We start from the raw sequence: 13,789 nt of genomic DNA, 5'->3' as shown, positions 1-13,789 counted from the left end.
ACAGGAAACCGCAGGACAAATTTGTCCTGCGGTTTTTACAATATTTAATAATTTAATTCTTAGTTTATTTCAGACTTCCCACCATATCTTCAGGTTTTACCCACTCATCAAACTGTTCTGCGGTTAAAAGTCCCAGATTTACAGCTTCTTCTTTTAAGGTAGTTCCATTTTTATGGGCGGTTTTGGCAATTTTTGCAGCATTTTCATAACCGATGTGCGTGTTCAAAGCTGTTACCAGCATCAGAGATTTATCAACCAGTTCTTTAATTCTCTCACGATTGGGTTCAATTCCGACTGCACAATGATCGTTAAAAGAAATACAGGCATCGGCGATCAGTTGGGCAGACTGTAAAAAATTATAAGCCATTACAGGTTTGAAGACATTCAGTTCGTAATTTCCCTGCGTTCCCGCAAAAGAAATGGTCGTATCATTTCCTAAAACCTGAGCACAGACCATTGTCATTGCTTCATTTTGAGTAGGATTTACTTTTCCCGGCATAATGGATGATCCCGGCTCGTTTTCCGGAATATGAATTTCTCCAATTCCCGAACGAGGTCCGGAAGCTAATAATCGGATATCCTGAGCAATTTTAAACAAAGAAACCGCTAATTGTTTTAAAGCTCCGTGAGATTCTACAATCGCGTCATGAGCTGCCAAAGCCTCAAATTTATTTTCTGCGGTTACAAAAGGAAGATTCGTAAATTTAGAAATATATTCCGCCACTTTTACATCATAACCTTGAGGAGTATTTAAGCCGGTCCCCACCGCAGTTCCGCCTAAAGCCAGTTCAGAAAGATGAGGTAACGTATTTTTTAATGCTTTTAAACCGTAATTTAACTGAGCGACATACCCTGAAAATTCCTGACCTAAAGTTAAAGGCGTTGCGTCCATTAAATGTGTTCTTCCGATCTTTACAATATCTTTAAACGCTTCCGATTTTTCTTTTAAAGTATCTCTTAATTTTTCTACAGCCGGAATGGTGGTTCCCACAACTTTTTTATACGCTGCGATATGCATTGCTGTCGGATAAGTATCGTTGGAAGATTGCGATTTATTCACGTCGTCATTCGCATGAATCTCCGATTTTTCGCCTAAATTTCCACCGTTGTTAACGTGTGCTTTATTGGAGATTACCTCATTTACATTCATGTTGGACTGCGTTCCCGAACCGGTCTGCCAGATCACCAAAGGAAACTGATCGTTAAGTTTTCCTTCCAGAATTTCGTCACAGACTTTCGCAATCATATCTCTTTTTTCTGCAGGAAGAACTCCTAAATCTGTATTGGTAAATGCAGCCGCTTTTTTAAGATAAGCAAACGCTTCGATGATTTCATGAGGCATGGAACCTTCCGGACCAATCTTAAAATTATTTCTTGAACGTTCCGTTTGGGCTCCCCAAAACTTATCTGCAGGAACCTGCACTTCTCCCATCGTGTCTTTTTCTATTCTGTAATTCATGTGATTGAAATTTGTTTAGTTTTGATTTAACCTCAAAAGCACAGAGATTTATTAAATTTTATAAAAATCAAATTTCACAAAATGAAAATTGAAGATTTTTAAAACTAATGTGTTCTTCTAAAGCATTATTTATTAAACTTAAACTAACTAAAGTGCTTAAAAGCTTTTGCGTCTTTTGTGGTTAATATCTTCGTATAAAGTTAATGAGAAAAGAAAACCCTCGCAATTTATAATCATTATAAATATCAATCTAAGTTACTGATTTTACTCATGCATTTTTGAGTAAGCCGTATTTTTGCACCCAAAGAAAAAAGTAAAATGGATTTCAGATATCAGGATCCGTATCCGATTCTAAAGGATGATACGGTATACAAAAAATTGACTTCAGACTACGTAAAAGTTGAAAAATTAGGAGACAGAGAAATTTTAACCATTGATCCGAAAGGTCTTGAGCTTTTAGCAGAGGAAGCAATGGCAGACGTTTCTTTCATGCTCCGTTCTTCCCACCTTGAAAGTTTAAGAAGAATTATCGACGATCCTGAAGCTACGGACAACGACAGATTCGTGGCTTACAATTTATTGCAGAATGCAGCGGTTGCTGTGGAAGGAGCTTTACCTTCGTGTCAGGATACCGGAACTGCAATTGTAATGGGTAAAAAGGGAGAAAACGTTTACACAGGCGTTGATGACGGAGAATATTTAAGCAAAGGAATCTACAATACGTACCAGAAAAGAAATTTAAGATATTCTCAGGTGGTTCCTTTAACGATGTTTGATGAGAAAAATTCAGGTTCCAATCTTCCGGCGCAGATTGATATTTACGCTAAAAAGGGAGATTATTACGAATTCTTATTTTTAACAAAAGGAGGAGGTTCAGCAAACAAGACCTTCTTGTATCAAAAGACAAAATCTTTACTGAACGAAAAATCTTTGGAAGAATTCATTAAAGAGAAAATTTCAGATTTAGGAACGGCTGCTTGTCCGCCTTATCATTTGGCTTTGGTAATCGGAGGAACTTCTGCGGAAGCTAATTTGGCGGCGGTTAAAAAAGCATCAGCAAAATATTACGATAATCTTCCGACAGAAGGAAATGAAGCGGGACAGGCGTTCAGAGACTTGGAGTGGGAAGCAAAAGTTCAGAAAATCTGTCAGGAAAGTGCAATCGGAGCACAGTTTGGCGGGAAATATTTAACACACGACGTCAGAGTAATCAGATTGCCGCGTCACGCCGCTTCCTGTCCGGTTGGAATGGGAGTTTCCTGTTCAGCAGACCGAAATATCAAAGGAAAAATTACGAAAGACGGAATTTTCTTAGAGCAGTTGGAGCAGGATCCGAAGAGATTTTTACCGGCAACACCGCCGCATTTGGAAGAAGCCGTAGAAATCAACCTGAATCAGCCGATGTCTGATATTTTAGCAGAACTTTCAAAATATCCGATCAAAACAAGACTGAAGCTGAACGGTACTTTAATCGTAGCCAGAGATATTGCCCACGCAAAGATTAAAGAATTACTGGATGCAGGACAGCCAATGCCTGAATATTTTAAAAATCATCCGATTTATTACGCAGGACCTGCAAAAACTCCGGAAGGAATGGCTTCAGGAAGTTTCGGACCAACGACTGCGGGAAGAATGGACGTTTATGTAGATGAATTCCAGAGCCACGGCGGAAGTATGATTATGTTGGCAAAAGGAAACAGAACAAAAGATGTTACCAATGCGTGCAGCAAATATGGAGGTTTTTATTTAGGTTCCATCGGAGGTCCGGCTGCTATTTTAGCAAAAGATAACATTCTTTCTGTTGAGGTGGTAGATTTTCCGGAATTAGGAATGGAAGCCGTAAGAAAAATCGAAGTGAAAGATTTCCCTGCGTTCATCATTACGGATGATAAAGGCAATGATTTCTTTGCAGATCTTGCCCACTAATTAGTTTAAAATCAAAATAAATAATAAAATAGGACGTATATCTTTTGTGTAAAAAAATAAAAAGTCCTATTTTTGCCTAAAATCTTTAAGAAAATGATAACGATTTTATCAGCATTTTGGCCGTTTTACCAGTTCCTTTGGACAATTTTCTTCATTACAATGTTCCTTGTAGGATTTTGGTGTATCTTCATGTTCTTCGGGTTGGTAATTCCAATGTGGTTAACAGAAGGTTTGAAAGAGTATTTCGGAAAAGTAAAACCTTTTAATCCGGAAGATATCAGAAGCAAGCAGCTGAATGAGCAGGATGGTGTAGAAGTAATCTACAGCAATCCTAAAGGAAACGGACCTTTCTTACACGATAGTCACGGACACGGACATCATTAATTGATTGTCATTGTTTTCTCACCTGAATTTTGAGAAAGCAATATCAAAGCAAAACAACATATATAAAACCACTTAAATTTTTTAAGTGGTTTTTTTGTGCATATAATTCATCTGTTAGGTGTTATTCTAAGCATAATATTTAATTGACTTAAAGTTTTGTTTTTTTATGAAAAGGTGAAAATTTTTCAAAAAATAAATTACTTTAGTATTAAATTAAACTTAAAAGGACGAATTATATGAAAAAATTCTATTCCGGTATATTGTTGTTTATCTTAGCCAATGTCTTTGGGCAGATCAGCTATACAATTACCCCGAATCCGTTTAATGAAACGGATGCAATAACATTAACCGTACCCGGAAATCAGATTGATGAATCGGCGTGGGGAGTTTCAAACAATGCCATTTATATCTGGACATGGTCTTTGGATACCAATTATCAGAACAGTCAGGATTGCCCTACAAACGGGAGTTGGAACAATTCCAATGAACTTAATCGATTAAGTTATAACGCTGCGACAGACACTTATTCATTGTCTTTTACACCCACAACTTTTTACGCAAGAACAGGAATCGGAAGATTTGGTTTTTTACTGAAAGATAAAACCGGTGCACATCAGACAAGTCCGGATATTTTTGTCAACGTCGGAGTTTTGAATTTAACCATGACAAATCCTGCGGCTAACAGCCTAACGTCTGTACCTACAGGAAATTCTGTTAACATTACAGCGACAACCAGTGTAAACGCGACTTTTCAGCTTAAAGCTAACGGAACCGTTGTAAATTCTACTTCTACAGCATCAACTTCATATTCTTACAACTACACTGTAACAGGAGATGCTAATATGGAATTAATTGCTACTGATGCTAATTCAAATTCCAAAAATGCCACATTTATTTTACAGGTTCCGAGAAATGTGGTTTCTGAAGCGATTCCGGCGTGGATAAGACAGGGAATTAACTATCATCCGACAGATAATACTAAAGTTGGGCTTGCATTATATGCTCCGTCTAAAAATTTCGTTCATGTGATCGGAAGTTTTAATAACTGGACAGTGAATGATGCTTATCTGATGAAAAGAGATACTGCAAATCCCGATTTATACTGGATTGAGTTAAGCGGATTAACACCTCAGCAATTGTATACTTTCCAGTACAGAACCAATGATTTAAGAAAAGTGGCAGATCCGTATTCCCCACAGATCCTGTCTTCTTACGATGACCAATATATCTCTTCTACAACTTATCCTAACTTACCTGCGTTTCCGGCTGGGCAGGGTTTTGAGGTTTCTATGTTTAAAACAGGACAGACTCCTTACAATTGGCAGGTTACGAATTTCCAGCGTCCGGCAAAAGAAAACCTTGTGGTGTATGAATTATTGTTAAGAGACTTTACGCAGGAAAAAAACTGGCAGTCTTTAATTAATAAGATTTCATACCTGAAAAATCTGAACATTAATGCGATTGAATTGCTTCCTATCATGGAGTTCGAAGGAAATCTTTCATGGGGTTATAATACTTCTTTCCATTATGCATTGGATAAAGCGTACGGAACACCGGAAAAGTTCAAAGAATTTATTGATCTGTGCCACCAGAATGGAATCGCAGTAATTCTGGATATTGCTTTCAATCATGCAACCGGACGTTCTCCGTTGGCAAGACTATGGAATATTGATCCGGATGGAGACGGTTATGGAGACATCGCTGCCAATAATCCTTACTTCAATCAGGTTCCTAAACACTCTTATAATGTGTTTAATGATTTTAACCATACAAGTCCTTCAACTAAATATTACGTTGAAAGATGTCTTCAGCAATGGTTAACGGAATATCATGTAGACGGTTTCCGTTGGGATTTAACCAAAGGATTTACACAAAGCTGTTCTGAAAACGACGAAACCTGTACAAATGCTTATCAGCAGGACAGAGTTGATATCCTGAAATACTATGCAGATAAGCAATGGGCTCTTGATCCGAATTCTTACATGATTTTTGAACATTTGGGAACCGATGCGGAAGAGCAGCAATGGGCAAACTACAGAGTTGCAGAAGGAAAAGGAGTGATGATGTGGAATAACCAGAATGGATCTTATAACCAGAATACAATGGGATATAAAGAAAACAGTAATTTCGACAGAATGAATCATACCCTTCATGGATTCTCTGAAATGAGAGCAGTAGGTTACGGAGAAAGTCACGATGAGGAAAGGTTAATGTTTAAAAATCTTGCTTATGGTGCGGTAAACGGAAGCTATGATGTTAAAAATCTTAATACTGCTTTAGACAGAATGAAAGCTTTCGGAGCAACGTTCTTCACCATTCCGGGTCCTAAAATGATCTGGCAGTTCGGAGAGCTTGGTTATGAATTCAGTATCAACAGATGTGCAAACGGAACCATTAATAGTGGTTGCAGAACCGACGAAAAGCCAATTGCATTTACTTTAGGATACGATACGGATGTGAACAGAAAAGCGGTTTACGATACCTGGGCTAAGATCATCAATTTAAGAAATGTATATCCTGTTTTCAAGTCAAAAACATATACTGTAGAATCAAATAATCTGGCAAATGATCCGAATGGATTAATTACGAGAATTTACATTTACGACAACGCAATTACTAACGGAGTGAAAAACGTGGTCGTATTGGCAAATTATACAACGGCTGCCCAGAGTGTAGTTCCGTATTTCCCATATGTTGGGCAATGGCAGAACTTAATGGATAATTCTTTATCTAATATAACGTCTACAACAGCCCCGATTACTCTACAGCCGGGAGAATTCAGGATTTTCGGAAATTATGTAGGAAGTTTATCCACAGTGGATGTGAATGCCGAAAATAAGCTTTCTTTACAGATTGCGGATAACCCTGTAAAAAATGGTCTGGCTAAATTAATTTACCACAAAGCGAAGAACGGAGAGATTTTTATCTACGATATAAGCGGTAAAAAAATGGATTCATTTAAATTGAATAATGAAAACGGTACCTACGAATTAAAAACAAATTATCCGGCAGGAACGTATTTAGTTCATTTAAAATCAGATACAGGAATTTCAATCCAGAAAATGATGGTAAAATAACCTGTGGATAACTTCAAAAGGTTATAATGAGAGATCACGAAAGCGGTCTCTTTTTTTGTTTATTCATATTTTATCCGCAGTAAAAATAGAGGTTGTTAATATGATACTAACGACTTTTCAATACCTTATTCACAATTTTTTCCACATTGAAATTAAAGGTTTTCCATATCTTATTCATACCTTACTCATAGGTTATTCATATTTTACTCACAATTGAAAAATTGTTTATCGACAATTAATTTTTCTATACTAACATCCAATTCACGCATTGTTAATAGGTAATTCACGTGTTATCCACATCTTATTCACAATTTTTATAACTCTGAAAATTCAAATTCCAAATTTTTTTGCAGATTAAAATTATTAGTCTACTTTTGCAGTAGATTTATCGAGAAAGGTGGAGGGATTTGGCCCAGAGAAACCTTAGCAACCGACATTTTCTGATGAAAAGGTGCTAATTCCAACCCGATTGGGGGAAGATAAGTAAGTCAGTATTCCGTATGAATTCCAGCTTCTTGAAGGTCTTTATGTTTGTTTCGGCAAACCATTTTAAATTAATTTTTTTTAAAGCACTGAATAGAATGAAAAAACTCAGCGTAAGCGTACTCCTTTTAGCAATAGGATTTTTATCGGCACAGGAAAAAGAACAGCAGATAGAAGATGTCGTAATTGTAGGAAACCGAAATGCAAAACGCACAAAACTGGAAACTCCGGTTCCGGTAGACATCATCAACATCGAAAAAATACAGCAGTCTTCACCGCAAATTACCGTTCAGGATTTACTGAATTATGTTATCCCGTCTTTCAACTCAGTCCGGCAGTCGGCTTCAGACGGTACAGAACATATCGATCCTGTTACTTTGAGAGGAATGGGACCCGATCAGGTTTTGGTTCTCGTTAATGGAAAAAGAAGACATACTACTTCTTTAGTTAATTATCAGAATACAGTCGGAAACGGCTCTGTAGGAACAGATTTAAGTACCATTCCGGTAATCGCAATCGACAGAATTGAAGTTCTGAGAGATGGCGCGGCAGCACAATACGGCTCTGATGCCATTGCAGGAGTGATTAATATTATCCTTAAAAAGAATCTCGGCGGAACAGCCAGCCTTAATTACGGAATTTCCGGAAGAAATGATGGTGAAACGTATCAGGCAGCAGCGAACTACGGAACTTCTTTAGGGAAAAAAGACGGTTATATCAGTTTGTCCCTGCAATTAAACCAAAGAGGAAAAACAACAAGAACGCAGAATCATAATCTCGATATTTACGGCGATAATTTCGCATATGATTTTGCTCCGGATTTTAATGCTGCAAAAGCGCTGGACGATCAGAAAATTCTTGCCAATGGTTTAACACGGGATGATTTTAATTTCCAGATCGGCGATGCAAAAATAAAGCAGGCACAGTTATTTTTTAATTCCGAATATCCTTTGAACGATCAATTTAAAATATATTCCTTCGGAGGCTTCAGTATCAAAGAAGGGCAGGGGTACGGTTTCAGAAGATTACCGAGCGAAACTTCAAACAATGTCTATTCTATTTATCCGAACGGTTTTCAGCCGACTTTAGGCTCGAAAATCTATGACATTTCCTATGCAATCGGAGCAAAATATAATAAAAACGACTGGTTTTTTGACCTTAGTAATACATTCGGAAACAATACGTTCAATTATGATGTAAGCAACACCGTCAATGCATCTTTAGGAGCTAAGTCACCAACAGATTTTTATGCGGGAGCACACAGTTTTCTTCAGAATACAATTAATCTTGATGTTTCAAAAAACATCAGAAACTTTAATGTTGCATTCGGCGGAGAATTCAGGTTTGAGCAGTACGACATTAAAGCAGGAGATCAGGCTTCCTATATGAGATATGATATTTTCGGAAATCCTGTGACGGCGACTACCAATCCGGATAATATCTCCGGAGCAGGAGGAGCGCAGTCGTTTATTGGATTTTCACCACAAAATGCACTTTCAAAATCCAGACATTCAACTGCAGTGTATGCCGATGTTTCTTATGATCTGGATAAAAAATTAAATGTAGATCTTGCCGGAAGGTTCGAAAACTATTCAGATTTTGGAAGTACACTGAACGGAAAATTAGCGGTAAGATATGAGTTTGCAAAAAATTATGCAATCCGTGCTGCGGTGGGAACAGGCTTCAGAGCACCATCTCTTCAGCAGCAGTATTTTAACAATTCTTATGCAGATATTTCCACCACAGGAAATTCAATTGTTACCAAAGGAATTTTCAACAACGACAGCGAAGCTGCAAAAGCACTTGGTTTCGACAAATTAAAACAGGAAACTTCGGTGAACGGAAGCGTTGGGTTTACTTTAAAGCCGATCAATAAGCTGTCAATCACTTTAGACGGATATTTAATTAAAGTAAAAGACCGGATCGTGATAACAAGTAATATTACAGACGACCGATTGGCGGTGTATGGGGTGGAAAGCGGAAGATTTTTTGCCAATGCCGTTGATACGGAAACCAAAGGAGTAGATCTGGTAGTTGCTTACGACTGGAAAATTGGAGGCGGAAACTTAAATATCAATCTTGCCGGAAATTATACCGAAACAAAAATTACAGATTTCCATTTCCCGGCTAATCTTCAGACGCCGCAGAATGAATTTTTCGGACCCGACCAGATCAATATCATCGAAAGTTTATCGCCTAAAACCAAAGCTTCTTTAGGATTGAATTACGGAGTCGGAAAATTTAATTTTCTGGTGAGAAATACTTACTTCGGGAAAGTAATCCGTGACGGATATCCGTTTGGAGGAGTTCAGGAATTTAACCCGAAAATAGTAACCGATGTGAGTGTAGGATATGATTTCACAAAAAATATTAATTTAACCGTCGGAGCCAATAATGTGTTTGATGTCTTTCCGGATCTGCAGATTTATGAAAATTCGTATTTTGGAGTTTTCAAATATGCTCCGGTGCAGATGGGAACTCTCGGAAATTACTTCTTCGGAAGGCTTAATTTTACATTTTAATTAATGAATTCAACTTCACATCAGATCGGCTGGAAAACCGCAGTGGCAATTGTCGTTTCGAATATGATCGGAACCGGAATTTTTACAACACTCGGTTTTCAGCTTACCGACATTACGAATACCTACAGCATATTCCTCCTTTGGTTCATTGGAGGAATTCTTGCTTTGTTCGGAGCCTTTTGCTATGCCGAATTAGGTTCCCATTTTAAAGGAAACGGCGGAGATTTTATTTATTTGAAAGAAACCTATCATCCGCTTTTAGGCTATCTGGTAAGCTGGATTTCCCTCATCATCGGTTTCTCATCTCCCGTTGCACTGGCTGCTTTGGCGATGTCGAAATACCTTTCTGCTTTCGATGTTTCTTTTGGAAACAGCTTTGCCATCGGAATTATCTTTCTGGTTTCCGTTTTTTTGTCATTCAGCTTACAAGCTTCAAGCAGGTTTCATAATTTTTTTACACTGATAAAAATTGCGTTCATCATTGTTCTCATCATTATAGGAATCGGAATTTCAGACTCTGAAGCTATCGCAAACAGCCTGAAGTTTGATGATTCATGGCAGAAAGAAATCATGCTTCCTGCTTTTGCCACGTCTCTGGTTTTTGTAACGTATTCTTACACGGGTTGGAATTCTGCTTCCTACATTGCGGGAGAAATAAAAGATGTTCAGAAAAACCTACCGAAATCACTCATTGTAGGAACTGTTTTCGTAACTGTTTGTTATCTCTTGGTTAATTTTATCATGCTGAAACATGCTCCGGTAAATCAGTTGGCGGGAAAAGAAGATGTAATGGGGGAAGCTGCCAATAATATGCTGGGAAATACTTTCGGTAAAATAGTTAATATTTTTATTGCTTTACAGTTAGTCGCTACAATCAGCGGTTATTTGTGGGTAGGTTCCCGTTTGACGCAGGCTTTTGCAAAAGAAAACAGACTCTGGAAATCCTTATCGGTCGGCAACAAAAAAGGAATTCCTGTCCGTGCGATTTTTGCCCATGCCGTGATTGCAACGTTGATTATTTTAACGGGAAGTTTTAAAGAGATTTTTGTTTACACGGCTTTTATACTTCAGTTATTTGCTAGTCTGGCAATTTCTACGGCATATTTCGTAAAAAAAGAAGACCGAAAGATATTCAAATCCAATCTGTTTTATATTTTTCCGACGGTTTTTTTGTTATTCAGCATCTACATTTTGTATTTCACGTTAATTCATAATCCTAAAGAAAGCATTATCGGATTAGGAATTGTTGCGGTGGGAATTGTTTTGTATTTAATTGATAAGAAATTATCCGTTGATTTAAATTAATCGTAAAACAATCAAGCATTGTTTTTAACGCAGAGTCCGCAAGGGTAATTGAATTAGCTTTGAAAAAAAATGTTCGCAAGGGCGTTTCACTCAGCAAATGATAGGAGAATTATATTTTTGAAATCATTTTGAGACGTTTTAATTTAAAGAAGGTATCGTTACCATTAAGTATTGTTTTTAACGCAGGGTTCGCAAGGATAATTGAACTGGCTTTGAAAAGAATCCGTTCGCAAGGGCTTTTCACTCAGCAAATGACAGCAGAATTATATTTTTGAAATCATTTGAGGCGATTTAATTTCAAGAAGCTATTACGAAAAAATCATTTATGCATTTTTATCACTTGCTGAGTGAAACGCCTTTGCGACCGAAAATAATCACAATCATTTAAAAGAAAAACCCTGCGAACATTGCGTTAAAAGAATGGAATCATTAAGAATATTATTTGAACTTCTGACTTTTAAATTTTGGCGTTAAATTATTACAAGCAAACATTGTTTTTAACGCAGAGTTCGCAAGGATAATTGAAATGGCTTTGAAAAAAAAATCGTTCGCAAAGGCGTTTCACTCAGCAAATGATAGGAGAATTATATTTTTAAATCATTTTGAAACGTCTTAATTTCAAGAAGCTATTATGAAGAAATCATTTATACATTTTTATCATTCGCTGAGTGAAACGCCGTTGCGACCGAAAAGCAATTGCAATCATTAAAAAGAAAGTCTCAGCGGACCTTGCGTTAAAAAATTGAACCATTAAGATTATTTAAGAAGTTAAGTTTTGTGAAGATTATTTGAACTTATGATTTGTAAATCTTGCCGTTAAATTATTACAATCAAGCATTGTTTTTAACGCAGAGTTCGCAAGTATAATTGGACTGGCTTTGAAAAGAATCCGTTCGCAAAGGCGTTTCACTCAGCAAATGATAGCAGAATATATTTTTAAAATCATTTTAAAACGTCTTAATTTCAAGAAGCTATTACGTAAGAAATCATTTATACATTTTTATCATTTGCTGAGTGAAACGCCGTTGCGACCGAAAAGTAATTGCAATTATTTAAAAATAAAGCCTCTGCGGACATTGCGCTTGAAAAATTGAACCATTAAGATTATTTAAGAAGTTAAGTTTGTGAAGATTATTTGAACTTATGACTTTTAAATTTTGGTGTTAAATCATTACAATCAAGCATTGTTTTTAACGCAGAGTTCGCAAGGGTAATTGAACTTGCTTTGAAAAAAAATGTTCGCAAGGGCGTTTCACTCAGCAAATGATAGCAGAATTATATTTGCAATCATTTAAAAAGAAAGCTTCTGCAGAGGTTGCGCTTAAAAAAACGATAAATTCAAAAACTGTTGCAAACATTGAGTTAAAAAAAAGATTCTTCAATACGCATACGTTTCGTTCAGGATGACAAACTATTAGTTTTAAAATTGAATTAATAATCCGTATCTTTGCACCCACAAAATTTTCATAATGTCTAAATCATTAATTCCAAAATTAGAAGCTATAAAACAGAGATATAATGAGGTGGCAGACCTTATTATACAGCCTGATGTTATTTCAGACCAAAAAAGATATTCTTCTTTGAACAAAGAATATAGCGATTTGGGGAAAATTGTAAAAGTTTACGATCAATATAAAGGAGCGTTGGATACCATTGAAGAGTCCGACGAAATTATTGCTGACGGATCTGATAAAGATTTCGTGGAACTGGCAAAAATCGAGAAAAACGAAGCGCTGGAAAAAATTCCGGGACTGGAGGAAGAATTAAAAGTTTTATTAATTCCTAAAGATCCTGCAGATGACAAAAACGTTATCGTGGAACTTCGTGCCGGAACAGGAGGTGATGAAGCAGCCATCTTCGTGGAAGACATTTACAGAATGTATTCCATGTATTTCAAAACGAAAGGATGGAGACACGAGATTACAGATTCTAACGAAGCGGCGAAAGGGTATAAAGAACTCATCATGAAAGTGGAAGGTGAAGGCGTGTACGGAATCATGAAATTCGAATCCGGAGTTCACCGTGTACAGCGTGTTCCGGAAACAGAATCTCAGGGAAGAGTTCACACTTCTGCCATTACCATTGCGGTTCTTCCGGAAGCTGAAGAAGTGGATGTGGAAATTAATCCGGCAGATATCGAAATGCAGACTTCGCGTTCCGGTGGAGCAGGAGGGCAGAACGTTAACAAGGTGGAAACTAAAGTTCAGCTTACGCACAAACCTTCAGGATTGGTGGTGGTCTGTCAGCAGGCACGTTCCCAGTTAGCGAACCGTGAATTGGCGATGGAAATGCTTCGTGCGAAATTGTACGACATCAAGTTGCAGGAAGTGCAGGGAGATATTGCAGCGCAGAGAAAGACAATGGTTTCTACAGGAGACCGTTCTGCAAAGATCAAAACGTACAATTATCCTCAGGGGAGAGTTACCGATCACAGAATCAACAAATCGATGTATAACTTAGATGCATATATGAACGGAGATATTTCTGAGATGATCGATGCCGTTATCATGGCAGAAAACGCCGAAAAAATGAAAGGCGAAGAAGAAAGTTTATAAAATCTTTACCATAAAATCTTTTTTAAGTCTCTGGAGTATTTCGGAGACTTTTATTTTGAGCTTAACTGAATGTTTAAA

The 13,789-nt window shown here is 37.2% G+C and carries 7 protein-coding genes and 1 riboswitch; of the genes, 6 read left to right on the top strand and 1 reads right to left on the bottom strand.

Annotated features, from left to right (window positions below; translation table 11 throughout):
* Window positions 1-64: 64 nt before the first annotated feature.
* A complete protein-coding gene (fumC, locus tag WFH39_RS13195; protein ID WP_336690245.1) occupies window positions 65-1,459 on the bottom strand; it encodes a class II fumarate hydratase in 1,395 nt (464 codons plus the stop codon).
* Window positions 1,460-1,777: 318 nt separating this feature from the next.
* Between fumC and WFH39_RS13190 the strand changes: the two genes are divergently transcribed.
* From WFH39_RS13190 to prfA, 6 genes are all read left to right on the top strand, one after another.
* On the top strand, window positions 1,778-3,385 hold the full coding sequence (locus WFH39_RS13190; protein ID WP_214587628.1) for a fumarate hydratase: 1,608 nt from the start codon (window positions 1,778-1,780) through the stop codon (window positions 3,383-3,385).
* A 93-nt stretch (window positions 3,386-3,478) separates the two neighbouring features.
* On the top strand, window positions 3,479-3,769 hold the full coding sequence (locus WFH39_RS13185; protein ID WP_214587627.1) for a hypothetical protein: 291 nt from the start codon (window positions 3,479-3,481) through the stop codon (window positions 3,767-3,769).
* A 236-nt stretch (window positions 3,770-4,005) separates the two neighbouring features.
* Window positions 4,006-6,846, top strand: a complete 2,841-nt coding sequence (locus tag WFH39_RS13180; RefSeq protein WP_336690244.1) for an alpha-amylase family glycosyl hydrolase — start codon at window positions 4,006-4,008, stop codon at window positions 6,844-6,846.
* Window positions 6,847-7,228: 382 nt separating this feature from the next.
* Window positions 7,229-7,332, top strand: a riboswitch (SAM riboswitch).
* A 95-nt stretch (window positions 7,333-7,427) separates the two neighbouring features.
* Complete coding sequence (locus WFH39_RS13175; RefSeq protein WP_336690243.1) at window positions 7,428-9,851, top strand: TonB-dependent receptor plug domain-containing protein; 2,424 nt, start codon at window positions 7,428-7,430, stop codon at window positions 9,849-9,851.
* Between the two features lie 3 nt (window positions 9,852-9,854).
* Window positions 9,855-11,156: an APC family permease gene (locus tag WFH39_RS13170; protein ID WP_235132016.1), complete on the top strand. Its 1,302-nt coding sequence runs from the start codon at window positions 9,855-9,857 to the stop codon at window positions 11,154-11,156.
* 1,469 nt (window positions 11,157-12,625) lie between these two features.
* A complete protein-coding gene (gene prfA, locus WFH39_RS13165; protein ID WP_214587623.1) occupies window positions 12,626-13,711 on the top strand; it encodes a peptide chain release factor 1 in 1,086 nt (361 codons plus the stop codon).
* Window positions 13,712-13,789 lie beyond the last annotated feature (78 nt).

Origin of the sequence: Chryseobacterium sp. MMO-72, assembly GCF_037146035.1 — a bacterium.
Taxonomy (GTDB): Bacteria; Bacteroidota; Bacteroidia; order Flavobacteriales; family Weeksellaceae; genus Chryseobacterium; species Chryseobacterium indicum.
This window is presented reverse-complemented; position numbering and strand designations above follow the sequence as displayed.

What these genes read in the sequence shown, in the direction of transcription:
- fumC (WP_336690245.1), bottom strand. Translation starts at nt 1,459, where the DNA reads ATGAATTACAGAATAGAAAAAGACACGATGGGAGAAGTGCAGGTTCCT.
- WFH39_RS13190 (WP_214587628.1), top strand. Translation starts at nt 1,778, where the DNA reads ATGGATTTCAGATATCAGGATCCGTATCCGATTCTAAAGGATGATACG.
- WFH39_RS13185 (WP_214587627.1), top strand. Translation starts at nt 3,479, where the DNA reads ATGATAACGATTTTATCAGCATTTTGGCCGTTTTACCAGTTCCTTTGG.
- WFH39_RS13180 (WP_336690244.1), top strand. Translation starts at nt 4,006, where the DNA reads ATGAAAAAATTCTATTCCGGTATATTGTTGTTTATCTTAGCCAATGTC.
- WFH39_RS13175 (WP_336690243.1), top strand. Translation starts at nt 7,428, where the DNA reads ATGAAAAAACTCAGCGTAAGCGTACTCCTTTTAGCAATAGGATTTTTA.
- WFH39_RS13170 (WP_235132016.1), top strand. Translation starts at nt 9,855, where the DNA reads ATGAATTCAACTTCACATCAGATCGGCTGGAAAACCGCAGTGGCAATT.
- prfA (WP_214587623.1), top strand. Translation starts at nt 12,626, where the DNA reads ATGTCTAAATCATTAATTCCAAAATTAGAAGCTATAAAACAGAGATAT.